Below are 25,631 nucleotides of genomic sequence, written 5' to 3'. Positions count from 1 at the left end.
ACCCCATGAAGCCGCTCCAGTCGATCGCGATGGGGCTGCTCATCGTGGTCCTCTCGGCCCGCTTCGGCGGGTACGACGCCCTCGCCGACCCGGTCGGCTGGCTGCTGGTGGTGATCGGGGTGCGCGCGCTGCCCGGCGGCGTACCCCACCGGGTCCCGCTCGGCGGCCTGGCGGTTCTCGCCGGCGCCGTCTCCGCGGTCGTGTGGTTCCCGGCGGTCACCGAGGCGCTCTACGACGCGGACGCGTCGCTGGGCTGGGCGGCCAACCTGCCGCAGCTGGCGTTCTCGGTGCTGCTGTGCCACGCGCTGGCCGCCGCCGCCGACGTCGCCACCGACGCGAGGCCGGCCCGGCGGCTGCGCCTGCTGCGCACGGCCCTGGTCGTGGTCGGCCTGCTGCCGGTCCTGGTCTTCGGCGGCGGGCTGGACTCCTTCGAGACGACGTCCTACCTCGCCGCCGGTCTCGTGGCGGTGGCCCTCGTCTGGCTGCTCTTCCGCCACGCCTCCGCCCCGTGGGCGCTGCCCGACGACCCCGACCGGGCGGGCCGGACGACGACAGGGGCCGCCCCTCCCGGAGGAGGGACGGCCCCTGGCTGAGCGTCGTGCTGCTCGGGCGTGAGGTCAGGCGGGGATCACGTTGAGGGCCACCGTGGCGGACACCTCGTCGTGGAGCTTGACCGAGACCTCGTGGGCCCCGAGCGACTTGATCGGGTTGTCGACGACGATCGTGCGCTTGTCGACCTGCTCGCCCGACGCCTCGGTGAGCGCGCCGGCGATCTCGGCGACGGTGACGGCGCCGAACAGGCGACCGCCCTCGCCGGCCCGGACCTTGACGGCGACCGTCTGGGCCTCGAGCTTGCTCTTGATCTGGGCGGCGTGGTCGTGGTCGCGGACGGCACGCGAGGCGCGCGCGGCCTTGATCGACTCGACGGTCTTCTCGGCGCCGCGGGTCCAGCGGATGGCGACACCGCGCGGGACCAGGTAGTTGCGGCCGTAGCCGTCCTTGACCTCGACGACGTCGCCGGGGGCACCGAGGCCGGTGACCTCCTGGGTGAGGATGAGCTTCATCTGACTGGCTCCTCTCAGCGACCGGTGGACGTGTAGGGCAGCAGGGCGAGCTCGCGGGCGTTCTTGACCGCGATCGCCACGTCGCGCTGGTGCTGGACGCAGTTGCCGGTCACCCGACGCGCACGGATCTTGCCGCGGTCGGAGATGAACTTGCGGAGCAGCGCGGTGTCCTTGTAGTCGACACCGGTCGCCTTCTCCTTGCAGAACTGGCAAACCTTCTTCTTGGGCTTGCGAATCACTGCCTTGGCCATTGTGGTGCTTCCTTCCTAGAAGCCCGGCTGACGCCGGAATGGTTGAGGGATTCGGTTGGGATGGTGCTGGATCAGAACGGGGGCTCGTCCGAGCCGACGCCCGGCGCACCCCACGGGTCGTTGCCCTGGGGCTGGCCGCCGCCGTAGCCGCCGCCCGCCTGGCCGCCCTGGCCGCCCGCCTGGGGAGCCGGGGTCGCCCACGGGTCGTTGCCGCCGGACTGCGGACGGGACTGACCGCCCTGACCGCCCTGGCCGCCGCCGGAGTAGCCACCCCCGCCGCCCTGACGGGAGGCGCGGGTGACCTTCGCGGTGGCGAACGCCAGGGAGGGGCCCACCTCGTCGACCTCGAGCTCGACGACGGTGCGCTTCTCGCCCTCACGGGTCTCGTAGGAGCGCTGCTTGAGGCGACCCTGCACGACGACACGCATGCCGCGCTGCAGGGACTCGGCGACGTTCTCCGCTGCCTGCCGCCAGACCGAGCAGCTGAGGAACAGCGCGTCGCCGTCCTTCCACTCGTTGGCCTGTCGGTCGAAGGTGCGCGGCGTCGACGCGATCCGGAAGTTCGCCACGGCCGCCCCCGAGGGGGTGAAGCGCAGCTCCGGGTCGTCGACGAGGTTGCCGACCACCGTGATGACGGTCTCGCCTGCCATGCGGTCTCCTAGCTAGTTCTGATCAAGCCGTTGATCGATTCGCGCCCATCGTTGCCGCTGGCACCGACAGGCGGAAGGGTTCCTCCACAATCGACGCTCAGTGAGCGTCGGGGCGCATGACCTTCGTGCGGAGGATCGACTCGTTGAGGCCGAGCTGACGGTCGAACTCCTTGACCGTGGCGGGCTCGGCGTTCAGCGTGATGACGGCGTAGATGCCCTCGGCGTTCTTCTTGACCTCGTAGGCGAGGCGGCGACGTCCCCAGACGTCGACGGACTCGATGCTGCCACCATCCTTGCGGATGACGTTGAGGTACTTGTCGAGCGACGTCTCGACGGTGCGCTCTTCGATGCTGGGGTCGAGGATGACCATGACTTCATAGGCACGCAAAGCGGTCTCCACCTCCTCTGGACTCGGCGGCCACGGTCTCTCCGTGGCAGGAGGGCGTTGCGTTCCCCACCGGTGACGTACGTCGGGTGGGGGTGCTCCGCGCTCGGCCCGTCGGTGGGCGTCGACACGGAGAACGCCCAAGGTTAACAGCGGCGATCCCGCCCACCGAAATCCCTGCCCCGGCGCCGGAGTGAACCCGCCGCCCGCTGGGTATCGTCCCCCGCGATGACCGAGACCAACAGTCCCCAGCCGGGCCACCCGTCGACCCCCACCCCGTCGCAGGTGCCCTCGCAGGCGCCCGCACCGGCAGCGCCCCCGCCGCTCGCCGGACGCTACGTCCTCGTCGACCAGATCGGCGCCGGCGGCATGGGCTCGGTCTGGCGCGCCTGGGACCTGCGCACCGGCCGCTTCGTCGCCGCCAAGGTCCTCGGGCAGCACGACGGCGGCATGCTGCTGCGCTTCGTCCGCGAGCAGTCGGTCCGCATCCAGCACCCCCACGTGGTGGCGCCGAGCGGCTGGGCCGCCGAGGACAACCTGGTCGTCTTCACGATGGACCTCGTCCGCGGCGGGTCGGTGCAGACGCTGCTCGGCGACCACGGCCCGCTCCCGGAGAGCTACGTCGCGGTCGTGCTGGACCAGACCCTCCAGGCGCTGGAGGCGATCCACGGGGCGGGCGTGGTCCACCGCGACATCAAGCCGGCCAACCTGCTGCTCGAGGCGACCGGCACCCGCCGCCCGGTCGTGCGGGTGGGCGACTTCGGCGTCGCCGCGCTCGTCGACGACGTGCGGCTCACCCGCTTCCCCGGCGCCATCGGCACCGACGGCTACATGGCGCCCGAGCAGGTGCGCGGCGCGGCTCCCGACCCGCGGCAGGACCTCTACGCCACCGGCGTGGTCGCCATCCAGATGCTCACCGGCCTCTCCCCGCGCCAGCAGCAGGGGGCGCCGCCCGGCGTGCTCAAGCCGCTGCTCGACGCGATGACCAGCGCCCACGTGGAGCAGCGCCCCCCGTCGGCGTCGGCGGCCCTCGACTACCTGCGCAGGCTCGGCGTGCCCCCGGGTGCGCCCTGGCAGGACGACCCCGAGCCGCCGGAGGTCTTCGACCAGCTCGGTGACGTCGCGGTCCCCGCCCACGCCCCCGCCTCCGGGACGCCGTCCGGCGCGCCGTCGGGCGCCCCGGCGCCCGGTGCTGCGTCGTACGGCGCCGGGTCGTTCGGTGCGTCCGGCCCCTCGTCGGCGCCGCCCGCCGGACCGCCGTCCGGGTCGTGGGGTCCGCCCGCCCAAGAGGGGCCCGCCACGACGGTGCGGGGCGCGGCGCCCGCCGCCGGCGGCTCGACGGCGACGCTAATCGCGATCGCCTGCTTCGTCGTCGCGCTGGTGCTCAGCGCGGTCGCGCTCTACCTCGTGGTCGGCTGACGACGCCGGTTGAGCACCAGCAGGACCACCCCGGCGACGACCAGCAGCGCGGCGCCGCCGGCCAGGCCCGCCACGACGGCGACGTTCGTGCCCTCGTCCTGCCGGTCCGCCGCCGTCGGCTCGCCGGACTTCCCGGCCGTGGCCGGCTCGGACGGGTCGTAGGCCACCGGCTCGGCGCCGGTCGGTTCCGGGAGCGGGGTGGTGGTGCCGGCGTACACGGGCTTCTTGCCCCGCTCGTAGAGACCGGTCGGGCCCTTGACGCCCGGGCCGAGCGTCATCGGCAGGGTGGCGTCCTCGTCACCGGTGACGTTCCCGGCGTAGACCGCGATGTAGTAGAGGCCGGGCTCCGCGGTCAACGGCGCCTCGCTGCTGAAGTAGTCGGTGGCCTTGTAGTCGGTGCGTGAGCGCGGCGAGACCAGCCAGCCGTGCGTCTCGACGGTCACCGGCGCGGAGCCGAGGGTGGCGGTCGGCTGGTGCCGGTCGGTGTCGAGCTCGCCGACGCTCACCACCCCGCCCACGGGCGAGACCAGGCGGATCTCGACACCCGCACCGCCGTTGCTGCCCGCCTCGTCGGTGACGGTGGCCACCGCGTCGAGCTCCTCGTTGAAGCCCAGCGGGACGGCGAACCACGACACCCGCCCCAGCGGCAGGTCGACGTGCACCGAGTCGTCCGGGGCCAGGACCGGGGCGTCGGTCATGGAGGTGCCCGGCTCGACGCTCAGCTCGGGCGGGCCGGGCGCGTAGACCTCGGCACTGCCGTACCCGGTCGGCGGCAGCTCCTCGAGGTTCGTCGCGGGCGCGCCCTCCCAGACGTCGAGCTCGTAGGGGACGTCGGCGGGCAGCTCGCTGCCCTCGTTGCTGAACACCAGCAGGAAGAACTCGTCCGCGTCGGCGCACTCCTGCTTGGGGTTGGAGAAGCCCGCGTGCGACGACAGCGGCATCAGCCGGGCCCGCTGCTCCTTGTCGTAGATCGCCCGGCCGCACACGACCAGGCTGCCGTCGGGGTTGCGCACCAGCAGCACCGCCCGCAGCCGCTCGCGGCGCCGGGTGTGCTCGGGGTCGAGCACGGTGACGCCGAACATGACGGCCGAGCCGTCCATGGTGCGCCGGAACTTGTAGATGTTCTCCTGCTCCACGGCCGCCGTCTTGTCCACGTACCGACCCGAGGTGACCGTCGCCGCGGTCTCCGCCGTGTCCCCACCGTCGACGGGTGTCAGACCCTCGGGCACCACCACCCCGGAGCCGTCGGCCATCGAGGCGGGCGCCGCGGCGGCCGGGAGGGCGGGGACCAGCCCGGCCGCGAGCAGCACCGCCGCGCCGAGGGCGCTGGTCGCTCGGGCGAGGGCGGGTCGACGGCGCAGGACGCTCAGGTGGCTCACCAGGGTTCTCCGGTCAGGTCGGTGGGGATGCTGTCGTGGTTCGCGGGGACGGGTGGGGAGGTCATCGGCGGCGGCCCGTCGTCAGGGCCACCAGACCGGCCAGCAACGCGACGCCGGCGACCGCGAGCAGGCCGAAGGCGACACCCCAGGGCCGGGCCTCGGCGAGGAGCAGGAGGGCGGTCACGGGTTCGCCCTCCGCCGGAGGAACAGGACGGCGCCCGCGGCCGCGAAGGCCGCGGCGGTCGCGAACAGGCCGCCCACCAGGGGCCAGGGCGGCGTGCCGGAGTCGGCCGCCGACGACGAGGTCGCCCGCTCGCCGGGCGAGGAGCCGTTGACGAACGGCATCGGCGGCGGGTCCTGGGCGTACTCCGGCGGCTTGGGGGCGTAGTCGGTCACCGTGGCCACGGTGAGCGTCACGTCGACGCCGTCGCTGGGGACGTCCTCGGGGGCGGTGTCGATCGACAGGTAGTAGTCACCGGCGAAGGCGGCCGGAGCCTGCTTGGCCGGCCCCTCCCGGTTGCGCCAGGCCACCGTCGGCGTCACCCAGCCGGCCGGGTCCCCCGATCCGTCCAGGGTGATGTCGCGGGCCTCCGGCCCGCCGCTGTAGGCCGTGGCGCCGAGGGTGCCGCCCAGCGGCGTGAACCAGCGGGCCTCCACCGACGCGTAGCCGCGGGCGCGGGTCGTGCTGGTGGCCTCGACCTGGGCGTGCTGGCCCCAGGTGAGCGGGACCCGGAGCAGGGCCGGCTCGCCGGGGTCGACGTGCACGGCGTACGTGCCGCCGGAGACCTCGGGCGCATCGGTGAAGGTGCGCCCGGCCACGACCTCCTGCGGGTCCGGGTCGGCGGCGGTGGGGCTCCAGACCACCGACAGGCTCTTCTCGGGCAGCATCGCCTCGTTGGTCACCGCCGGCTCCTCCCAGACCAGGAGCTGGAAGTCACCCGGAGGGACGTCGGTCCCGGCCGTGCGCAGCACCACCGAGTCGGCCTGCCGGCAGGCGGCCGAGTGGTCGGTGCTGAACAGCTCGCTGGCGATCCCGCTCTGGCCCGCCGTCGACGACAGCGACTCGTAGCCGACGCACGAGTCGCCGGTCCCGTCCGGGCTGCTCTCCAGGGTCAGGGTGGGCGAGGTCGTCCTCGTGCTGCCCGGCACGAGCGCCGTGGCGCCGTACCAGAGGGTGCCGTCCGGGTCGTCGCGCTGCACCTCGACGTACTGCTCCTCGGCGCCCTGCGCGACCGGCACCGTGTAGAGACCGCTGCCCACCAGGGTGGTCTCCTGCACGTTGGTGCCCGGGGTCAGCGGCTCGCCGGCGAACCCGTGCCCCTCCGCCGCCGCAGCGGCGGGGGCGAGGACGAGCACGCCGAGTCCGAGCGTGGCCACGGCCCGCATCCTGGCGGCAGTCACCCGAGAGTCCCCCTTGCCCCGTTCACTGGTTCCCGTCACGGCCGGGGTCTACGGTGAACCGCGGCGGCCGCTGGGAACAGGCTTCCACGCTGCCGCCGGGCGAAACATCGCGGGCTCGACACGAGGAGGTCTCCGCCGTGACCGACACGGGTGCGGACGACGCTGCCGCCGACTCCGGGGCCGGTCCCGGGGACGGTACGGCGGGGCGGCGCCGGCAGCAGGAGGAGCTGTACGGCGCCCCCGTGCAGGAGCTGCTGGACCGGATCGGGGAGCACGTGGGGCTCGACCTGCGCGAGGTCGCCGGCACGATCGGGGTGTCCGTGCCGATGCTGACGGCGGTGTCCGAGGCGCGGCGGACCCGGATCGGCAACCCGGTGGCCACCACCCGGCTGTCGATGCTGCGCGACCTCGCCGACCACCTCGCGTCCGGGGCGGCCGACCCCGGCGACATCCCCGTGTCCGTGGCCCAGATCGCCGTCGCCACCGGCCCGCTCCCCGCGAGCGGTGCCACCGTGGTGGCGCCGTCCTCCCGGTCGGGCTGGTCCGACACCGGGTCGACCATCACTCGGGAGTCGCTCCGCGCCGCGACGGCACGGGTGCGCGACCACGTCCCGGTCACCGCCACGCTGCGCTGGCCGCTGCTCGAGCGCTTCACCGGCACGCCCACCTACGTCAAGCACGAGAACCACAACCCCACCGGCGCCTTCAAGGTGCGCGGCGGCCTGAACTTCGTGGACCGGCTGCTCGCCGCCGGCGACCCGCCGGCCGGTCTGGTCTCGGCCAGCCGCGGCAACCACAGCCAGAGCCTCGCCTTCGCCGGGCGCGTGCACGACGTGCCGGTCACGATCGTGGTGCCCGAGGGCAACTCCGCGGACAAGAACCAGGCCACCGAGGCGTACGGCGCGGAGGTGGTCGAGCACGGGCGCGACTTCCAGGAGGCCGTCGAGCACGCCGAGCTGCTCGCGGCCGAGCGTGGGCTGCTCATGGTGCCGTCGTTCCACCCGTGGCTGGTCGAGGGGGTGGCGACGTACGCCGTCGAGCTGCACGAGGCCGTGCCCGACCTCGACGTGGTCTACGTGCCCGTCGGCATGGGCAGCGGGATCTGCGCCCACATCACCGTGCGCGACCTGCTCGGACGCGGCTGCGAGGTCGTGGGTGTGGTCGCCGAGCGGGCGCCGGCGTACGCCCTCTCCTTCGCGGCCGGCCAGCCGGTGCCGACCGAGACCGCCGACACCTTCGTGGACGGGGTGGCCTGCCGCACCCCGCACCCGGACGCGGTGGCGACCATCAGCACCGGTGCGGCCCGCTTCGTGCGGGTCAGCGAGGAGCAGGCCGCCGAGGCGATGGCACTGATGTACCGGTGCACCCACAACCTGGCCGAGCCGGCGGGAGCCCTGGCGCTGGCCGGGCTGCTGACCGAGCGCGAGCGGGTCGCCGGCGCGAAGGTCGCCGTGGTGCACACCGGGGGCAACGCCGACTTCGAGGTCCTGCAGCGGGCCTTCCTAGGATGAGCGGATGAGCATCAGCATCGGAGCCCACGTCGACCAGACCGACCCGATCGCCGAGGCGCAGGCCCGGCAGGCGCCTCTGGTGCAGTTCTTCCTCGGCGACCCGCAGGGCTACAAGGGTCCCGAGTTCTCCTACGCCGGCGGCGCCGAGGGCCTGCGCGCCGACGCCGAGGCGGCGGGCATCGACCTCTACGTCCATGCGCCCTACATCGTCAACGTGGCCACCACGAACAACCGGATCCGGATCCCAAGCCGCAAGCTGCTCCAGCAGCACGTCGACGCCGCCGCCTCCATCGGCGCCAAGGGCCTGATCGTCCACGGTGGCCACGTCAACAAGGCCGACGATCCCGCCAAGGGCTTCGACAACTGGCGCAAGGCGATCGAGGCCACGGACCTGAAGCTGCCGCTGCTGATCGAGAACACCGCCGGCGGTGAGAACGCCATGACCCGCTACCTCGAGCGGATCGCCGGGGTGTGGGAGGCGATCTCCTCCACCGAGCAGTTCGACATGGTCGGCTTCTGCCTCGACACCTGCCACGCGCACGCGGGCGGCAACGCGCTCGAGACCGTCGTCGACGACGTACGCCGCATCACCGGCCGGATCGACCTGGTGCACTGCAACGACAGCCGCGACGAGTTCGACTCCGGTGCCGACCGGCACGCCAACTTCGGCAACGGCCGGATCGACCCCGACCTCCTCGCCTCGGTGGTCCGCGACGCCGGCGCGCCGGTGGTCTGCGAGACCCCCGGCGGGGCCGAGGAGCACCGGGCGGACTTCGACTGGCTGCGCGAGCGGCTGTAGGCGCCCGGTAGCCTCGGCGGGTGACCTCCCCGCTCTCCGGCCCGCTGACCGTGCGCGAGGTGTCCGAGGAGCAGCACCTCGACTTCCTCCGCCGCCGCCGCTCGGCGAGCTTCCTGCAGACCCCGGCCTGGGGACGGGTGAAGTCCGAGTGGCGCCGCGAGTCCCTCGGCTGGTTCCGCGGCGACGAGCTCGCCGGCGTCGGGCTGGTCCTCTACCGGCAGCTGCCGAAGGTCCGGCGCTACCTGGCCTACCTGCCCGAGGGCCCGGTCATCGAGTGGGCCGACGACGACCTCGCCGCCTGGCTGAGCCCGATGACGGCCCACCTCAGGGCGCGCGGCGCCTTCGGCGTCCGGATGGGCCCGCCGGTGGTGACCCGTCGCTGGAGCGCGGCGCAGGTCAAGGAGGGCATCGCCGACGAGGCGGTCCGCCGGCTCGGGGACGTGCCCCCCACCGAGCGCGACCACACCGGCGCACGCGTCGTCTCCCAGCTCGACGACCTCGGCTGGCGGCTGCAGGCGGTCGAGGGCGGCTTCGCGGCCGGCCAGCCGCAGTACAACTTCCAGATCCCGCTGCGCACCCCCGACGGGGAGGCGCGCACCGAGGACGACGTGCTCAAGGGCATGAACCAGCTGTGGCGCCGCAACATCAAGAAGGCCACCAAGGAGGGCGTCGAGGTCACCTCGTCGACGACGGCCGCCGAGGCGCTGGAGGGCCTGCCCGCCTTCCACGACCTCTACGTCCACACCGCCGAGCGCGACCACTTCACCCCGCGCCCGCTCTCCTACTTCCGCACCATGGTCGAGGCGCTCGGGTCCGAGGAGCCGGACCGGATCCGCATCTACCTCGCCCGGCACGACGGCGACCTGGTCGCGGCCACGATCGCGATCCGGGTCGGCGGCCACGCGTGGTACTCCTACGGCGCCTCCTCGACCGAGAAGCGCGAGGTCCGCGGCTCCAACGCCGTGCAGTGGGCGATGATCCGCGACGCCCTCGCGGCGGGTGCCGACGTCTACGACCTGCGCGGCATCACCGACACGCTCGACCCCGACGACTCCCACGTCGGCCTGATCCAGTTCAAGGTCGGCACCGGCGGCGAGGCCGTGGAGTTCGCCGGCGAGTGGGACCTCCCGCTCAACCGGCCGCTCTACAAGGCGTTCGACCTGTACATGGCCCGTCGCTCGGGAGGCCGCGGATGAGCCTGGTCCTCACCGTCGACGGCGAGCGCTGGCGGGCCCACCTGCGCTCGGTGGCCGAGGCGAACCCCGGGCTGGTGCCCGTCGCCAAGGGCAACGGCTACGGCTTCACCGTGGGCCGCCTGGCCCGCCGCACCCAGTGGCTCGCCGACCAGGGCCTGGGCGGCGACACCCTCGCCGTGGGCACGTACGACGAGCTCCCGGACGTCGCGGACCGCTTCCGGGGCGACCTGCTGGTGCTCACCCCGTGGCGGCCTTTCGGGGTCGCGCTGGAGACCGACCCCGGCCTCGCACCGCGCCTGGTCCACACCGTGGGCCGCATCTCGGACCTGGCCGACCTGCTGGCGCGTCAGCCCGACGCGCGGTTCGTGCTGGAGCGCGTCACCAGCATGCTGCGCCACGGCCTGTCCGCCCGCGACCTGTGGGCGGCCGCCCGGATGCTGCACGACCACCCGCGGGCGCGGCTCGAGGGGGTGGCGATGCACCTGCCGCTCGCCCAGGGCTCGCACCTGTCCGAGGTGAGCCGGCTGATGAACGACGTGGTGGCGGCCGAGCTGCCCGAGGGCCCCGGCGCCACGACCGTCTGGGTGAGCCACCTGACCGGGGACGAGCTGACCCGGCTGCGCGCGTCGTACCCCGACTTCGCCGTGCGCCCGCGGATCGGCACCAACCTGTGGCTCGGCGACCGCGGCGCGCTGCGGGTCACCTCCACGGTCCTCGACGTCCACCCGGTCGAGCGCGGCGACGTGTTCGGCTACCGCGGTCGCACCGCGCCCAAGCACGGTCACATCCTGGTGGTCAGCGGCGGCACCGCCCACGGCATCGGCCTGGAGGCGCCCACCGGCGACGGCTCGATCAGGGCGCGTGCGGCCACCCTGGCGCGCGGCGGCCTGGACGCGGTCGGTTTCGTCCGCTCGCCGTTCTCGATCGACGGCAAGCAGCGCCTGTTCGCGGAGCCGCCGCACATGCAGGCCTCGATGCTCTTCCTGCCCCACGGCGCGCACGTCCCCGAGGTCGGGGACCGCATCGACGTGCGCGTCCGGTTCACGACCACGGCCTTCGACCGCGTGGTCGTCAGCTGACCGGTCCGGACCGAAGCGCCAGCGACGGCTCGGGGCGGGGCCGCGGCACCCAGTCACCGCCCCGGACGGGGTCGTGGCGCGGCTGCAGGACGTCGCGCACCACCACGACCACGAGGTAGAGCTCGGCGGCCATCCGGGCGAGCACCGCGAACCAGTAGAAGCCGGCGTCGCCCCCGGCGGCGGGCGCGAGGTAGCCGCCGAGGTACCACCACACGGCGGCGAAGTAGAGCACCTCGCCGGCCTGCCACACGAGCTGGTCGCGCCAGCGCGGCCGGGCGAGCACGGCGAGCGGCAGCAGCCACAGGACGTACTGCGGGGAGTAGACCTTGTTGACCAGCAGGAAGCCGGCCACCACCAGGAAGCCGAGCTGCGCCAGCCGCGGCGTCGACGGGGCGAGCAGACCGAGCAGCAGCACGCCGAAGCACCAGACCGCGAAGAACAGCCACGAGACGGCGTTGACGGTGTGCACGGCGACCGCGCCGTCGGTCGCCTGGGCGACCACCAGCCAGATCGAGCCGAGGTCGGCGCCGCGGTCGGAGTTGAAGGTCCAGAACACCCGCCACTGGTCCGGCCCGGTCAGGTAGGCCGGCAGGTCCGCCACCACCCAGGCCAGGACGGCCGCGCCGGTGGCCGTCGCGAAGGCGCGCCACTGCCGGCGTCGCGCGCAGATCACCAGCAGCCCCCCGAGCAGGAAGAGCGGGTAGAGCTTGGTGGCGGTGCCGAGACCGATCAGGACCCCGGTGAGGACCGGCCGGTCGCGCGACCAGGCCCACAGGGCGCCGGCGACCAGTCCCACCGCGAGCAGGTCCCAGTTGACCAGCGCCGTCAGCGCCAGCGCCGGGGACAGCGCGAAGAGCGCGGCGTCCCACGGGCGGCGCGGGTTCACGCCCGCCAGGAACCACGCGGCGAGCAGCGCCACCGCCGCCATGCCCAGGGCGTTCACGGCGACGAACAGCCTCGACTCGGCCTTGACCTCGTCGGTGCCGGCCAGGGTGTCCGGCGACTGGGAGTACCTCGGCCCGAGGTCGGGCGACCCGCTCAGCCAGTGGGTGACCCAGGCGGTCCCCCACGCCCAGTAGGAGATCCCGACGGGGTACTCCATCACGTCGTACCGTGCCCGCACCTGCGCGTCGTCCGTGTAGGGCCAGTTCAGCTCCACGAGGCCGCGACCCGTGTAGAGGTAGGGCAGGTCGGAGTAGCACATGTGCGAGTAGCGGGCGTCACCGTCGAGCCACGAGTCGTGGTAGCAGTCGGCCTTCTGCACCATGCCGAGCGCGAAGCACAGGGCGGTCAGGGCCAGCACCACCCGGACCGGTGTCCACCACCGGTGCCGCCCCGCGTGCTCACCCACCGGCCCGCCGACACCCTCGCTGAGGGCCGCGACGACGGGGTCGTCGAGGGTGGGGTGGACCCGCTCGTCCCCCGTGCCGGGTGTCACCTGCTGACGAACCGGCGCTGCTCGCTCGCCACGCCGTTGCCGTTCCCGGGCTTGGTCGGCGACGGGTTCCCCGGGCTCGAGGGTGACTGGGACGGCGAGGACGAGGACGAGCCGGACGGCCCGCAGCCCAGGACCCCGCAGGTGTCGCTCGGCGACGGCTCCGAGGTCGAGGGTGACTGGCTCGGGGACGACGAGCTCGACGGCTGCTTGGTCGGGCTCTGCGAGGGCTGCTTGGTCGGCGACGGCTGCCTGGTCGGCGACGGGGGCGGCGTGTAGGGGTCGTGGCCCTCCTCGGGCGCCTCGCCGTCGACGTACGCCGGCGGCGGGAAGTCCTCGACCGGCAGGCCCTCCATGTCGCGCTTCATCACCGCGGTCCAGGTGTCGGCCGGGTAGTCGGCGCCGAAGTACGACGGCAGCCAGCCGTCGAGCTGCTCGTTGCCCTTGCCGCGGACGTACATGACGGCGGTGGACAGCTGCGGCGTGTAGCCGACGAACCAGGCCGAGGAGACGTCGTCGTCCGCGTTGGTCGCGGTGCCGGTCTTGCCGGCCGCCGGCCGGCCGAGCGCGAGGGCCGCGGTGCCGGTGCCGTGCTGGACCACCTGCTGCATGGCGTAGGAGGTGTCCGCCGCGATGTCCTCGGGGATGGCGTCCTTGGTGGCCTGCTTGTAGGACCAGAGCGGCTCGCCGCTCTTGCTCACGACCTTGTCGATCACGTGGACGTCGGCGCGCTGGCCGCCGTTGGCGATGGTCGCGTAGGCGTTGGCCATGTTGATCGGCGCGACGGTGGCCGAGCCGAGCGCGATACCGGTGACGGGCTCGAGGCCCGGGCTGGTGTCGAGGTGGTTGTAGCCGGACCGGCTCTTGTTCCACTTCGGGATGCCCAGGGCGTTGGCCGTCTCGAGGATCTTCTCGGGGCCGTCGCTGCCCATGGCCATGGTCAGGTCGGCGTAGGCGGTGTTGATCGACTCCTCGGTCGCGGTGATCATGTTGACCGCCGACCCGTAGTCGGTGCCGAGCCCGTCGGGTCCCGTGCCCTCGTTGCGCACCCGGTCCCCCGTGCCCTCGCCGTTGTAGTAGTACGGCGAGTTGCCCTCGAAGGTGTCCTTGAGCGAGAAGCCCTCCTTCAGACCGGCCGCCAGCGCGAACGGCTTGAAGGACGACCCCGGGGCGCCACCGGTCTCGGCCCAGTTGATCTGGGACTGCACGTAGTCCTGGCCGCCGTAGAAGCCGCGCAGCGCGCCGGTGCCCGGCTCGACGCTGGCCACCGCGATGTGCAGCTGCTTGTCGGAGAAGCCGTCCGGGCGGGCCTCCATGACGCCCTGCTCGGCGGCGTCCATGGCCTTCTTGGTGAACGTCGTGGTCACCCGCAGGCCCCCGCCGTCGATCTGCTCGTCGGTGAAGCCCAGCTCGTGCAGCTCGTCGCGGACCATCGAGAGCATGTGGCCCTTCTGGCCGCCGTACTGGCTCTGCGCCTCGATCTCGGGGAACACCGGGAGCCGCTTCTCGGCCTTCTCGGCCTGGTCGGCGGAGATGTTGCCCTGGTCGGCCATCCCGTTCAGCACGTAGGCGTAGCGCTCCTTGAGGTTGGCGCGCGCGTCCTTGCCGTTGGCGGGGTCGAACAGGGTGGGGTTGTTGAGCACGCTGGCGAGGACGGCGGCCTCGCGCAGCGAGAGGTCCTTGGCGTCCTTGTCGAAGTAGGCGCGCGAGGCGGCCTGGACGCCGTACGCGCCGCGGCCGAAGTAGATGGTGTTCAGGTAGCCCTCGAGGATCTGCGACTTGCTCAGCTGCTTCTGGATCTTCAGCGACAGCACGGCCTCCTTCAGCTTGCGCTGGTAGGACCGCTCCTGGGTCAGGTAGAGGATCTTGACGTACTGCTGGGTGATCGTCGACGCGCCCTGGGTGGAGTTGCCGCGGGCGTTGCTGAATGCCGCCCGGAGGATGCCCTTGGGGTCGATGCCCTTGTCGGTCCAGAACGACTGGTTCTCCGCGGCGACCACCGCGTCCTGCATCTTCTGCGGGATCTCCTTGAGCGGGATCGACTCGCGGTTCTGGGTGGCGTACTGCCCCAGCTCGGTCTTCCCGTCGGCGTAGTAGACGAACGACGTCTGGGTCTGGAAGTCCTTGTTCGGGTTCGGGATGTCGATGGTGCGGTACAGGTAGAAGAAGCCACCCGCCACGACCAGGGCCCCCACCAGCGCCGCGACCAGCAGCCACTTGCCGACACGCTTGAGCCGCGCCTTGTTGCTCGACGGAGGCTTGGGGGACGACTTCACGGCGGGGCCAGCGGCCCTGCGCTTACCACTCAACTTCGGCTCTCCGGGGACTCGGGAGCGCGTTCGACGGTACGTCGAACCGCGCGCTCGGCGGGGGCGACCTCAACAGGGTACGCATCCCCCACGTGGCGCCCGATCACACCGTGTTGTCCACCACGGTTGGATATATCGCTACGATAGGTCACATGGCACGTCGTGCGGAGACCATCGAGCTGGCAGTCCTCGGGCTGCTGCACGAGGGACCCATGCACGGCTACGAGCTGCGCAAGCGGCTCAACCTGATGCTCGGGTGGGGGCGCGTGCTGTCCTACGGCTCGCTCTACCCGACCCTGAAGAAGATGCTGCGCGGACAGCTCATCGAGGAGGCAGCGGCGACGCTGGCGCCCGTGACCCGCCGCCCGCGCATCGTCTACCAGGTGACCGAGGCCGGTCACCGGGAGTTCGAGCGCCTGATGTCCGAGGTCGGTCCCACTGCGTGGGAGGACGACAACTTCGACATCCGCTTCGCCTTCTTCGGCCGCACCGACATGGAGATCCGGCTGCGCGTGCTCGAGGGCCGCCGCACCCGCCTCCAGGAACGGCTGGACCGGGTCCAGAACCAGCTGGCGATGACCCAGAAGGAGGTCGACCGGTACGCCGCCGAGCTGCAACGGCACGGCGTCGAGTCGGTCGAGCGGGAGGTCCGGTGGCTCTCGGACCTGATCAGCGCCGAGCGCAACCAGGGCGAGCTCCCCGGATCGGCTGCTGCAGCCGACCCGTCAGGACCAGATCCCACCAGCACCACAGACTCAGCAGAAGTCGCTCCCCAGAAGTGAGAAGGAAGGAAACCCCGATGGGTTCGGTACGAGTAGCAATCGTGGGAGTGGGCAACTGCGCCACTTCCCTGATCCAGGGCGTGGAGTACTACAAGGACGCCGACCCCGCGGGCAACGTCCCCGGACTGATGCACGTGCTGTTCGGCGAGTACCACGTCTCCGACGTGACGTTCGTCGCCGCGTTCGACGTCGACGACAAGAAGGTCGGCAAGGACCTGTCCGAGGCCATCAACGCCTCGGAGAACAACACGATCAAGATCACCGACGTCCCCACGCTCGGCGTGGAGGTGCAGCGCGGTCACACCCTCGACGGCCTCGGCAAGTACTACCGCGAGACCATCGAGGAGTCGGCCGCCGAGCCGGTCGACGTGGTCAAGGTCCTCAAGGACACCCAGGCCGACGTCCTCGTCTCCTACCTCCCGGTGGGCTCCGAGGAGGCCGACAAGTTCTACGCCCAGTGCGCGATCGACGCGGGCGTGGCCTTCGTCAACGCGCTGCCGGTCTTCATCGCCTCCGACCCGGTCTGGGCCAAGAAGTTCGAGGACGCGGGCGTCCCGATCGTCGGTGACGACATCAAGTCCCAGGTCGGCGCGACCATCACCCACCGCGTGATGGCCAAGCTGTTCGAGGACCGCGGCGTGGCGCTGGACCGCACCTACCAGCTCAACGTCGGCGGCAACATGGACTTCAAGAACATGCTCGAGCGCGAGCGCCTGGAGTCCAAGAAGGTCTCCAAGACCCAGGCCGTGACGTCCAACCTGCACGGCGAGCTGGCCGACAAGATCCACGACCGCAACGTGCACATCGGACCCTCCGACTACGTGGCGTGGCTCGACGACCGCAAGTGGGCCTACGTGCGCCTCGAGGGTCGCGCCTTCGGTGACGTCCCGCTGAACCTCGAGTACAAGCTCGAGGTGTGGGACTCCCCGAACTCCGCCGGCATCATCATCGACGCGATCCGCGCCGCGAAGATCGCCAAGGACCGGGGCATCGGCGGGCCGATCATCTCGGCGTCGTCGTACCTCATGAAGTCCCCGCCGGTGCAGCTGCCCGACGAGGAGGGCCGCCGCCGCGTGGAGGCCTTCATCGCCGGCGAGGAGTGACCTCCCGGTCCTGAGGACCTCGACAGACGATCGACCCGCCCGGAGCCGTGCTCCGGGCGGGTCGACGTCATTTCTGCGCCTCCGGCGCTACACACACACGCGTGAGAACTGCCCGACGGGCGAGCCGCGCAAACCTCGCCCCGAGCGGCCTGCGTCACACGGGGCTCAGGACGCGACGGGCCGGCGGGCCTCCGCCTCGTCCCTGATCCGCTCCAGGGTCCGGCGCATGCCGGCCCGCAGCTCCTCGGTGAAGACCTGCTGACCACCGAGGGCGATCCGGGTCAGGGCGCGCGAGACGGCGGAGACGCCGTCGGGAGCGCTGCGCCGCTCGGTCACCCGGGTGCCGCCGGACCCGGTCGGCTCCAGGGTGAAGGACCAGACGGTCCAGTTCTCCTGGATCCGGAAGGCGAGCTCGCGGTGCGGGTCGCAGGTCACCACCCGGGCCCGGGTCGGCCAGAACAGCAGGCCCCGACGGTTGAGGTTGAGGAACGTCGTTCCCTGCTGGACCGGTCGACCGCGCACGGCCGTCTTCACGACCTGGGGGCTCCACGACGACATCCGGGCCACGTCGGAGACCAGCGCCCACACGGCGGCGGGCGGGGCCTCGACCTCGATGGTCTCCTCGAGCAGGGGTTCGACACTCATGGTTCTCTCCAGTCGGCAGGGGACACTGCCGGCGAACCTACCGTCGGTATGTCAGCCCCGTCAGCGTGACGGTGACCACTCAGCGCCTCAGGAGCGCGGCCGCACCCCTGCGCGCACGAGCGTCGCGGCCGACTCCCGGGCCCGGGTCGCCGCGTCCGGGTCGGCGTCGAGTGCGCCACTGGCCAGTCCGCCGTCGAGCAGGAGGGTCAGCGAGCGGGCGAGGCCGTCAGGGTCCTCGGCCCCCGCGCGCTCGGCGAGGCCGCGCACCCAGGCGAGCACGTCGCGCTTGTGGGCGACGGTGCGGTCGTGGACCGGCGTGCCGGGCGCCGCCTCGGCGGCGGCGTTGATGAAGGCGCAGCCGCGGTAGCCCTCGCGACGGCAGGCGGTCCCGAGCGCGTCGAAGAGGCCGACGAGCTGGTCCGCCGGCTCGGCTCCCGCCGCCTCCGCCGCCGCGTGCAGCTGGCCGGACCAGATGCCGTCGACCTTGTCGAGGTAGGCGACGACCAGGTCGTCCTTGGCCGGGAAGTGCTTGTAGAAGGTCGCCTTCGCGACCTCCGACTCGGCGATGATCCGATCGACCCCGACCCCGCGGATGCCGTGGGCGTAGAACAGCCGGAAGGCGGTGTCGAGGATGCGCTGACGCGCGGACGGAGGGGCCACGTGTTGATAGTAGACAGACCTGTCTGCTAACGTCCACTCCATCGCAGACAGACCTGTCTACCTACTCCCCCGGAAGGCACCCCATGAAGATCGCAGTCCTCGGCACCGGCATGGTCGGCCAGGCCATCGCCGGCCGCCTCGACGAGCTCGGCCACTCCGTCGTCGTCGGCACCCGCGACCCGCGGGCCACCCTCGCCCGCACCGAGCCCGACGGCATGGGCAACCCGCCCTTCGCCGCCTGGCACGCCCAGCACCCGCAGGTCGGCCTGGCCACCTTCGCCGAGGCGGCCGCCCCCGCCGAGCTCGTCGTCAACGCCTCGTCCGGCGGCGCCACGCTCGAGGTCCTGCGCCTCGCAGGCGCGGAGAACCTGGCCGGGAAGCCGCTGCTCGACATCGCCAACCCCCTCGACTTCTCGCAGGGCTTCCCGCCCAGCCTCTTCGTCAAGGACACCGACTCGCTCGGCGAGCTGGTGCAGCGCACCTTCCCCGAGGCCCGCGTGGTCAAGGCCCTCAACACCCTCAACGCCTCGCTGATGGTCGAGCCGAAGACGCTCGGCGACACCGGCACCGTCTTCGTCTCCGGTGACGACGCCGAGGCGAAGGCGATCACCGTGGAGCTGCTGCAGAGCTTCGGCCACGACGACGTCATCGACCTCGGCGCCCTCGAGACCGCGCGCGGCACCGAGATGCTGCTGCCGATCTGGCTGCGGCTGATGAACGCCCTCGGCACGGCGCAGTTCAACTTCAAGATCGTCCGCTGACGTGAGGCTCGGCGTCCACCTCGTCGGTTTCGACACGCCCGACGGGCCGGCCGGCATCGCCCCGATGCTGGCTGCCCTCGGTCGGACGGCCGACGAGGCCGGCGTCGACAACCTCTCCCTGATGGACCACTACCTCCAGATGGAGATGCTCGGCGACGTCCACCAGCCGATGCTCGAGGGTTACACCACGCTGGGGTTCCTCGCCGCTCACACGAGCAGGGTCGAGCTGCAGCTGCTGATGACAGGGGTCACCTACCGGCACCCCGCGCTGCTCGCCAAGATCGTGGCCACCCTCGACGTGCTCTCCGGCGGCCGGGCGGCGCTCGGCCTCGGCGCCGCGTGGTACGAGCGGGAGCACCGGGCGTACGGCGTACCGTTCCCCGCTCTCAAGGAGCGGTTCGAGCGGCTCGAGGAGACGCTGCGCATCGTCCGTCAGATGTGGAGCGGTGACGACGGCCCGTTCGAGGGTCGGCACCACGTCCTGGCGGAGACGATCTGCTCCCCGCAGCCGCTGCACCGGGTGCCGGTGATGGTCGGCGGCAACGGCGAGCGGAAGACGTTGCGCCTGGTCGCGGAGTACGCCGACGCGTGCAACCTCGTGCTCGGCGACGAGGACCCGGCGGCCGAGGCACGGCACAAGCTCGCCGTGCTCCGGGCGCACTGCGAGGACGTCGGCCGCGCGTACGACGAGGTACGGCGCACCGTGATGCTGCCCCGCCCGCTGGACCCGGCCCGCGACGCCGATCGCCTCCGGGTGGTGATGGAGGAGCTGGCGTCCGTGGGCGTGCACGAGGTCCATGTCGTCCCGCTCGGCAGGGCCGCCGCCGACCCGGTCGGCTTCGTGCGCGACCTCGGCACCCACGTCGTGCCCCACCTGTCCCGACTCTGATCCCCAGGAAAGGCACCCGCCCCTCCATGTCTCGGACCCTCGTCCTGCTCGCCCACCCCCACCTCGAGTCGTCCCGTGTGAACAGCGCGCTCGCCGACGCCGTACGAGACCTGCCCGGTGTGACCGTCCGTGCGCTCGTCGATGTGCGTGGCGAGCAGGGCTTCGACCGCGCCACCGAGCAGCAGCTGCTCGTCGAGCACGACACCGTCGTGCTGCAGTTCCCCGGACCGGATGCGTCGTACCGCCACGACGGCTACAACCGGTTCACCATGGACGACCTGCTGCGCCCCATCGACGCCACTGCCCACCTGTGCGGCATGACCATGGCACCCCCCTTCGTCGTCCACGGCGCCCGCGCCGTCGACGACGCCTCGCTCACGGACTGCGCCGCCCGTTTACCGAGCCCTGCTGGCAGGGGAGACGCTGCAGGCGATCACCTGATTCAGGCCCGAGCGGCCCACCAGGCGCGCAGCGCCGCCTCGGCGGCCTCGGGGGACATCGGGCCCTGGTCCATGCGCAGCTCGAGCAGGTGCTGGTAGGCCCGGCCGACCTCGCGCCCCGGGCCGATCCCGAGGATCTCCATGATCTGGTTGCCGTCGAGGTCGGGCCGGATCGACGCCAGCTCCTCCTCCTCGGAGAGCCGCGCGATCCGTGCCTCGAGGTCGTCGTAGGTGCGGCGCAGCCGGTCTGCCTTGCGCTGGTTGCGGGTCGTGCAGTCGGCGCGGGTCAGCACGTGCAGCCGCTCGAGCTGGTCGCCGGCGTCGCGCACGTAGCGGCGCACGGCGGAGTCGGTCCACTCGCCCGAGCCGTAGCCGTGGAACCGCAGGTGCAGCTCGACCAGCTTGCTGACGGCGTCGACCTGGTCGTTGGAGAAGCGCAGCGCCTTCATCCGCTTGCGGGTGATCTTGGCGCCGACCACGTCGTGGTGGTGGAAGGTGACGGTGCCGTCGTCGACGAATCGACGGGTCCGCGGCTTGCCCACGTCGTGCATGAGCGCCGCGAAGCGGGACACGAAGTCCGGCCCCTGCCCGGGCAGCCGCGGCTCGAGGTCGATCGCCTGCTCGAGCACGGTCAGGGTGTGCTCGTAGACGTCCTTGTGCCGGTGGTGCTCGTCGCGCTCGAGGGCGAGCGCCGGCAGCTCGGGCAGGACGTGGTCGGCCAGTCCGGTCTCCACCAGCAGCGTCAGGCCCAGGCGGGGGTACGGCGCGCAGACCAGCTTGACCAGCTCGTCGCGGACCCGCTCCGCCGAGATGATCTCGATCCGGCCCGCCATCGCCCGCATCGCCTCGACCACGGCGGGATCGACGGCGAACCCGAGCTGGGCGGCGAACCGGGCCGCCCGCATCATCCGCAGCGGGTCGTCGGAGAAGGAGTCCTCGGGCCGGCCCGGCGTGCGCAGCACCCGGTGGGCGAGGTCCACGACGCCGCCGTACGGGTCCTCGAACACCCGGTCGGGCACCGACACCGCCATCGCGTTGACCGTGAAGTCACGCCGGCCCAGGTCCCCGGCCAGGGTGTCGCCGAAGTCGACGTCGGGCTTGCGTGAGGTGGGGTCGTAGGTCTCCGAGCGGTACGTCGTGATCTCGACCTGCCACTCGCCCTTGCGGCAGCCGATGGTGCCGAAGGCGCGGCCCATGTCCCAGATGGCGTCGGCCCAGCCCTTGAGCAGCCGCTCGGTCTGCTCGGGACGCGCGGACGTGGTGAAGTCCAGGTCGTTGTGGTGCCGGCCGAGCATCGCATCGCGCACCGGCCCGCCGACCAGGAACAGCTCGTGGCCGGCGTCGCGGAACCGGCGCCCGAGGTCGTCGATCACCGGTGCGATCCGGTCCAGCTCCGCGGCGACCGAGCGTTGCACGTCGGTCATCTGCAGGGGTGGGAGCGGGGCGTCGGGCACGGAGGGCAACTCTAGCGACCCACCGCCGGGGAACTCACGTCGGCGGAGCATCGGCGACGGGCCGGGAGCAGGCACGGAACCCGGAACGGTGACGGCTAGAGTCAAGGCCGTGCCTCGCCCCACGTCGCTGCTTGCTGCCCTCGTGGCGGTCGCGGCGGCGTTCACGGGTGGCTGTCCTGCCGCCGTGGCCGCGGATCCCGGCCTCGCCGTCGGCGCGTCGACTGCCGTCGTCCGGCCCGGCGCCGCGGTTGCCCGCACCCAGCGTCCGCCCGCGACGCAGCGGACCCCCCTGTCGGTGACGATCGACTCGCTCAGCCCCGCGGTGGTGCCGCGCAAGGGGCCGATCCGGGTGACCGGGTCGGTCACCAACGAGGACGACGGCCCCTGGACGTCGGTCCAGGTCTTCGCGTTCCTCGGCGACACCCCGCTGACCACGCCCGCCGAGCTGGACGAGGCGAGCGGCGTCGCCCCCGAGGCGGACGTCGGCGCCCGCATCACCTCCGACGGCTTCGACACGATCGACCGGATCGAGCCCGGGGAGTCCCGGCAGTTCTCGATCCTGGTGACCCAGTCCCAGATCACCGTCACCGAGGCCGGCGTCTACTGGTTCGGCGTGCACGCGCTCGGCTCGGGGCCCGAGGGCAGGGTCGACGGCGCCGACGGGCGGGCCCGCACCTTCCTCCCGCTGGTGCCGCGTACCCGCGAGCCGGTGGACACGGCCCTGGTGCTGCCCCTGCGCCGCACCGTGTCCTACGCACCCGACGGCAGCATCGAGGACCTCGAGGGGTGGGACGAGTCGCTCGACGTCGGCGGTCGGCTGCGTGCCATGGTCGACTTCGGGGCCGCGGCCGGGTCCCGGCCGATCACCTGGCTGCTCGACCCGGCGCTGCCGGACGTGGTCCGCACGCTCACCCTGGGCAACCCGCCGCGCTCCCTGGCCCCCAGCCTGCCCGAGAGCGGGGACGGCGGCAGCGACGGACCCTCGTCGGACCCCAGCGCGACCGCCGAGCCCGCCCCCTCCGCGGACGCGTCCGACGACGCCGCGGCTGCCGCGGAGTCGACCGATCCCCGGCTGGGCGCCGTCGCCGAGTCCGGCACCGACTGGCTGAACCGCCTCCACGAGGCGCTCGCCGGGCAGCAGGTCCTCGCCCTGCCGTACGGCGACCTCGACGTCGCCGCGGCCGCCGAGCACGACCCCCGGCTCTACCGCCGGGCCCGCCAGCGCAGCGGCACGGAGCTGGCGCCGTGGGGTCTCCCGATGAGCCCCGGGGTGTCCTCCCCCGACGGCTTCCTCGACGAGGCCGCGATCCGGGCCACACCACGTCGCTCGACGATCCTGGTCACCGACGAGATGCTCGGCGCCGGCGCGCCACCGGTGATCAGGACCGCCGGTCGTCGCGTCGTCACCACGTCGTCGGGCGCCACGTCGGGCGGTCCCGGGCCCGACGACCCGCTGGGGCTGGTCACGCTGCGCCAGCGGATCCTGGCCGAGGCCGCCGTCCGGGAGCTGTCCCCCGGGGACCCGCCCCTGGTGGTCGTGCTGCCGTCGTACTGGACGCCGGGGCCGGCCGCGGGCTTCTTCGAGGGTCTCGACCAGGACTGGCTCGACCTCACCTCGGTGTCGGACGTCGCCGTCGGCCGGGCCCGGCCCGTGGACGCCCGTCGTCTCGAGCACCCGCGCACCCAGGAGAGCCGGGAGCTCCCCGCCGCCAACTTCGCCTCGGCGAGGCGGCTGGTCCGCGTCGCCGAGACCCTCCAGAACGTGCTCACCGTCAACACGACCGTCGCCGACGCCGCGGCCGACCAGTCGATGGTCTCCACCTCCTTCGGGCACCGGGCCGACCCCGCCGCCACCCGCGCCTCGACCGACCGGGCCCGGTCCTGGATCGAGCAGCAGGTCGCCAGCGTCCGGATCGACGCGCCGCCGGCGGTCACCCTGTCCAGCCGGAGCGGCCGGTTCGCAGCCACGATCACCAACGGGCTCGACGAGCCGGTCACCGTCCGGATCCGCGCCATCACCGACGAGCCGGACGCGATCCGCGGACCGGAGAAGGTCGAGATCGGCCCGGGTGGGCAGACCACGGTGCTGCTCAACGCGTCCTTCTCCACCCTCGGCATCCACAACGTGACGCTGTTCGTCACCGACTCCGACAACCGGCCGCTCGGCTCCTCCGACCAGCTGCCCATCCGGTCGGCCCAGGTCAGCCAGATCATCTGGCTCATCCTGGGCGCGGGCGTGGCGCTGCTGTTCGGCGCGATCGCCGTGCGCCTGGTCCGGCGGGTGCGCGCCGCGGCCCACGCAAGGCAGTCCTCGTGAGGAGGCGGGCATGAGCTCCTCGGAGAGCCAGAAGATCCTCAGCTCCAGCGCCGTGATGGCCGCCGGCACCGTCGTGTCGCGGCTGAGCGGCTTCGTGCGCGCGTTCCTGCTGACCGCCGCCCTGGGCAACCTGCTGCACGCCGACCTGTTCACGATCGGCAACACGATCCCGAACATGCTCTACATCCTGCTGGCCGGCGGCGTGTTCAACGCGGTGCTGGTGCCCCAGCTGGTGCGTGCGATGAAGCTGGACGACGACGGCGGCGAGGCGTACACCAACCGGATCGTCACGCTGGCCGCGCTGTTCCTGGCCGTGGTCTCGGTGGTGCTCGTAGCGGCGGCGCCGTGGGTGATGTCGCTCTACCTGAACTCCTGCTTCGACTCCGCGGACCTCGCCGCCCAGCGAGAGTCGGTGATCGCCTTCGCCCGGTACTGCCTGCCGCAGGTCTTCTTCTACGGCATGTTCGTGCTGGTCGGCCAGATCCTGAACTCCCGCGGGCGCTTCGGCCCGATGATGTGGGCGCCGATCGCCAACAACGTCATCTCGGTGGCGGTGCTGGTCGTCTACCTGGTGGTCTACGGCCCGGTGGCCGAGGGCGAGAAGCTCAGCGCCTTCACCACCGGCCAGGAGCTGCTGCTCGGCATCGGCTCGACCGTCGGCATCGCCGCACAGCTGCTCATCCTGCTGCCCTACCTCAGGGCAGCCGGCTTCAGTTACCGGCCCCGCTTCGATTTCCGCAACACCGGCCTCTCGCACACGCTGCGGCTCGGGGTGTGGACGGTCCTGTTCGTGGTGGTCAACCAGATCGCCTACACGGTGGTCGTCCGGCTGGCCTCCGGGGGCACGGCGGGCTGCGGCGCGGGGGGCGAGACCGGGACGGGCTACACGGTCTACTCGACGACGTTCCTCATCGTGATGGTGCCGCACTCGGTGATCACGGTCTCGCTGGCCACCGCGATCCTGCCGCGCCTGGCGGCCAGCGCCGCCGACGGCAACCTGCCGGGGCTGGCGCGCACCCTCAGCGGCACCCTGCGCACCGCGCTGGCGGTGATCATCCCGTTCGCCTGCCTGATGCCCCTGATCGCCGGCGACGTCGCCAACACCGTCTCCTTCGGGGCGGTCCGGGACAGCTACGACCTGTTCACGCTCTCGCTCGCGCTCTTCGGGCCGGCGATCGCGCTGTTCACCGTCCACTACCTGATGCTGCGCGGCTTCTACGCCCTCGAGCAGACCCGCACGGTGTTCTGGATCCAGTGCTGCGTCGCGGTCACCAACATCGTGGTCGCGATGGCGCTGGTGGCGCGCACCGACGCCGAGCACACCTCGCCCTCGCTGGTGGTGGCCTACGCCGCGTCGTACGCCGTCGGGTCGGTGGTGTCGTACTCCGTGCTGCGCCGCGAGCTCGGCGGGCTGCGGACGCCCGCCCTGGTCCGGTTCGGGATCCGGATGGCGATCGCCGTCGGGATCTCCACCGTGGCGGCCTTCGGGTTCCGCGAGGTGCTGGGGGTGCTCGGCGACGACCCCACCAACGCGGTCGCGGCGCTGCGCGCCCTGCTGGTGACCCTGCTGGACGTCGGGGTCTTCCTGGTGCTGGCGAGGTTCCTGCGGATCACCGAGGTCACCGAGGTCGTCGACATGTTCGCGAGACGCCTGCCCTCGCGCGGGCGGGGCTGAGCCTACGATGACCACGAGATCGCTGTA

25 protein-coding genes are annotated in these 25,631 nt (G+C 72.4%); 13 read left to right on the top strand and 12 right to left on the bottom strand.

The features are described from left to right. The first annotated feature begins 5 nt into the window (after positions 1–5). Positions 6–593, top strand: a complete 588-nt coding sequence (locus ACFO9I_RS15710; protein ID WP_379182458.1) for a hypothetical protein — start codon at positions 6–8, stop codon at positions 591–593. A 24-nt stretch (positions 594–617) separates the two neighbouring features. Here ACFO9I_RS15710 and rplI read toward each other — a convergent pair whose 3' ends face one another. From rplI to rpsF, 4 genes are all read right to left on the bottom strand, one after another. After that, entirely contained in the window at positions 618–1,064 is a 447-nt protein-coding gene (gene rplI, locus ACFO9I_RS15705) for a 50S ribosomal protein L9 (RefSeq protein ID WP_379182456.1), read from the bottom strand. A 14-nt stretch (positions 1,065–1,078) separates the two neighbouring features. Next, positions 1,079–1,315 (bottom strand): 30S ribosomal protein S18, encoded by a 237-nt coding sequence (rpsR, locus tag ACFO9I_RS15700; RefSeq protein WP_179661957.1) that lies wholly within the window; start codon positions 1,313–1,315, stop codon positions 1,079–1,081. A 71-nt stretch (positions 1,316–1,386) separates the two neighbouring features. Beyond that, positions 1,387–1,965 carry a single-stranded DNA-binding protein gene (locus ACFO9I_RS15695; RefSeq protein WP_379182454.1) on the bottom strand — a complete coding sequence of 193 codons (579 nt, stop codon included), beginning with the start codon at positions 1,963–1,965 and terminating at the stop codon, positions 1,387–1,389. Between the two features lie 97 nt (positions 1,966–2,062). Further along, on the bottom strand, positions 2,063–2,353 hold the full coding sequence (gene rpsF / locus ACFO9I_RS15690; RefSeq protein ID WP_379182452.1) for a 30S ribosomal protein S6: 291 nt from the start codon (positions 2,351–2,353) through the stop codon (positions 2,063–2,065). A gap of 225 nt (positions 2,354–2,578) precedes the next feature. On the opposite strand from rpsF, the gene ACFO9I_RS15685 reads away from it, so the two are divergent. After that, positions 2,579–3,769: a serine/threonine-protein kinase gene (locus tag ACFO9I_RS15685; RefSeq protein WP_379182450.1), complete on the top strand. Its 1,191-nt coding sequence runs from the start codon at positions 2,579–2,581 to the stop codon at positions 3,767–3,769. On the opposite strand, the gene ACFO9I_RS15680 is transcribed toward ACFO9I_RS15685, so the two are convergent. From ACFO9I_RS15680 to ACFO9I_RS15670, 3 genes are all read right to left on the bottom strand, one after another. Next, complete coding sequence (locus tag ACFO9I_RS15680; protein ID WP_379182448.1) at positions 3,751–5,148, bottom strand: hypothetical protein; 1,398 nt, start codon at positions 5,146–5,148, stop codon at positions 3,751–3,753. The genes ACFO9I_RS15685 and ACFO9I_RS15680 overlap by 19 nt on opposite strands. A gap of 61 nt (positions 5,149–5,209) precedes the next feature. Further along, positions 5,210–5,332: a hypothetical protein gene (locus tag ACFO9I_RS15675; RefSeq protein WP_379182446.1), complete on the bottom strand. Its 123-nt coding sequence runs from the start codon at positions 5,330–5,332 to the stop codon at positions 5,210–5,212. Beyond that, positions 5,329–6,525 (bottom strand): hypothetical protein, encoded by a 1,197-nt coding sequence (locus ACFO9I_RS15670; RefSeq protein ID WP_379182444.1) that lies wholly within the window; start codon positions 6,523–6,525, stop codon positions 5,329–5,331. Before ACFO9I_RS15670 ends, ACFO9I_RS15675 begins: the two co-directional genes overlap by 4 nt. A gap of 161 nt (positions 6,526–6,686) precedes the next feature. Between ACFO9I_RS15670 and ACFO9I_RS15665 the strand changes: the two genes are divergently transcribed. Genes ACFO9I_RS15665 through ACFO9I_RS15650 form a run of 4 tightly spaced genes read left to right on the top strand, consistent with a single transcriptional unit; the run spans position 6,687 to position 11,134 of the window. Further along, the gene (locus ACFO9I_RS15665) at positions 6,687–8,060 is read left to right on the top strand and encodes a threonine dehydratase (RefSeq protein ID WP_379182442.1); all 1,374 of its coding nucleotides are present in this window, start codon (positions 6,687–6,689) and stop codon (positions 8,058–8,060) included. 4 nt (positions 8,061–8,064) lie between these two features. Beyond that, positions 8,065–8,859, top strand: a complete 795-nt coding sequence (locus tag ACFO9I_RS15660; RefSeq protein ID WP_379182440.1) for a deoxyribonuclease IV — start codon at positions 8,065–8,067, stop codon at positions 8,857–8,859. A 20-nt stretch (positions 8,860–8,879) separates the two neighbouring features. Then, the gene (locus tag ACFO9I_RS15655; protein ID WP_379182438.1) at positions 8,880–10,055 is read left to right on the top strand and encodes a lipid II:glycine glycyltransferase FemX; all 1,176 of its coding nucleotides are present in this window, start codon (positions 8,880–8,882) and stop codon (positions 10,053–10,055) included. After that, entirely contained in the window at positions 10,052–11,134 is a 1,083-nt protein-coding gene (locus ACFO9I_RS15650) for an alanine racemase (RefSeq protein ID WP_379182436.1), read from the top strand. Before ACFO9I_RS15655 ends, ACFO9I_RS15650 begins: the two co-directional genes overlap by 4 nt. Here the strand turns inward: ACFO9I_RS15650 and ACFO9I_RS15645 are convergent. Beyond that, positions 11,127–12,572 carry a glycosyltransferase family 87 protein gene (locus ACFO9I_RS15645; protein WP_379182434.1) on the bottom strand — a complete coding sequence of 482 codons (1,446 nt, stop codon included), beginning with the start codon at positions 12,570–12,572 and terminating at the stop codon, positions 11,127–11,129. The genes ACFO9I_RS15650 and ACFO9I_RS15645 overlap by 8 nt on opposite strands. After that, positions 12,569–14,845, bottom strand: coding sequence for a transglycosylase domain-containing protein (locus ACFO9I_RS15640; RefSeq protein ID WP_379182432.1), 2,277 nt, complete (start codon positions 14,843–14,845; stop codon positions 12,569–12,571). The genes ACFO9I_RS15645 and ACFO9I_RS15640 overlap by 4 nt, the downstream gene beginning before the upstream one ends. A 185-nt stretch (positions 14,846–15,030) precedes the next feature. Between ACFO9I_RS15640 and ACFO9I_RS15635 the strand changes: the two genes are divergently transcribed. Both ACFO9I_RS15635 and ACFO9I_RS15630 read left to right on the top strand, forming a co-directional pair. Continuing rightward, entirely contained in the window at positions 15,031–15,660 is a 630-nt protein-coding gene (locus tag ACFO9I_RS15635; protein ID WP_379182430.1) for a PadR family transcriptional regulator, read from the top strand. A gap of 17 nt (positions 15,661–15,677) precedes the next feature. Next, the gene (locus ACFO9I_RS15630; RefSeq protein WP_379182428.1) at positions 15,678–16,763 is read left to right on the top strand and encodes an inositol-3-phosphate synthase; all 1,086 of its coding nucleotides are present in this window, start codon (positions 15,678–15,680) and stop codon (positions 16,761–16,763) included. 165 nt (positions 16,764–16,928) lie between these two features. Here the strand turns inward: ACFO9I_RS15630 and ACFO9I_RS15625 are convergent, their stop codons facing one another. Next, positions 16,929–17,408, bottom strand: coding sequence for an SRPBCC family protein (locus tag ACFO9I_RS15625; protein WP_379182426.1), 480 nt, complete (start codon positions 17,406–17,408; stop codon positions 16,929–16,931). 87 nt (positions 17,409–17,495) lie between these two features. After that, on the bottom strand, positions 17,496–18,068 hold the full coding sequence (locus ACFO9I_RS15620; RefSeq protein ID WP_379182424.1) for a TetR/AcrR family transcriptional regulator: 573 nt from the start codon (positions 18,066–18,068) through the stop codon (positions 17,496–17,498). An 83-nt stretch (positions 18,069–18,151) separates the two neighbouring features. On the opposite strand from ACFO9I_RS15620, the gene ACFO9I_RS15615 reads away from it, so the two are divergent. From ACFO9I_RS15615 to ACFO9I_RS15605, 3 genes are read left to right on the top strand one after another with little or no spacing between them, the layout of a single operon-like run. Then, positions 18,152–18,829 carry an NADPH-dependent F420 reductase gene (locus tag ACFO9I_RS15615; protein ID WP_379182423.1) on the top strand — a complete coding sequence of 226 codons (678 nt, stop codon included), beginning with the start codon at positions 18,152–18,154 and terminating at the stop codon, positions 18,827–18,829. Position 18,830: 1 nt separating this feature from the next. After that, positions 18,831–19,718 (top strand): LLM class F420-dependent oxidoreductase, encoded by an 888-nt coding sequence (locus tag ACFO9I_RS15610; protein WP_379182421.1) that lies wholly within the window; start codon positions 18,831–18,833, stop codon positions 19,716–19,718. A gap of 26 nt (positions 19,719–19,744) precedes the next feature. After that, positions 19,745–20,257 (top strand): NAD(P)H-dependent oxidoreductase, encoded by a 513-nt coding sequence (locus tag ACFO9I_RS15605; RefSeq protein ID WP_379182419.1) that lies wholly within the window; start codon positions 19,745–19,747, stop codon positions 20,255–20,257. On the opposite strand, the gene ACFO9I_RS15600 is transcribed toward ACFO9I_RS15605, so the two are convergent. Continuing rightward, the gene (locus ACFO9I_RS15600; protein ID WP_379182801.1) at positions 20,161–21,582 is read right to left on the bottom strand and encodes a CCA tRNA nucleotidyltransferase; all 1,422 of its coding nucleotides are present in this window, start codon (positions 21,580–21,582) and stop codon (positions 20,161–20,163) included. The genes ACFO9I_RS15605 and ACFO9I_RS15600 overlap by 97 nt on opposite strands. Positions 21,583–21,721: 139 nt before the next feature. On the opposite strand from ACFO9I_RS15600, the gene ACFO9I_RS15595 reads away from it, so the two are divergent. Together ACFO9I_RS15595 and murJ are read left to right on the top strand one after the other, a co-directional pair. Next, positions 21,722–23,929 carry a DUF6049 family protein gene (locus ACFO9I_RS15595; RefSeq protein WP_379182417.1) on the top strand — a complete coding sequence of 736 codons (2,208 nt, stop codon included), beginning with the start codon at positions 21,722–21,724 and terminating at the stop codon, positions 23,927–23,929. A 10-nt stretch (positions 23,930–23,939) separates the two neighbouring features. Beyond that, entirely contained in the window at positions 23,940–25,604 is a 1,665-nt protein-coding gene (murJ, locus tag ACFO9I_RS15590) for a murein biosynthesis integral membrane protein MurJ (RefSeq protein WP_379182415.1), read from the top strand. Positions 25,605–25,631: the final 27 nt, after the last annotated feature.

This window comes from Nocardioides sp. GCM10023255, from assembly GCF_042653125.1.
In the GTDB taxonomy this organism is placed as follows: Bacteria; Actinomycetota; Actinomycetes; order Propionibacteriales; family Nocardioidaceae; genus Nocardioides.
This window is presented reverse-complemented; position numbering and strand designations above follow the sequence as displayed.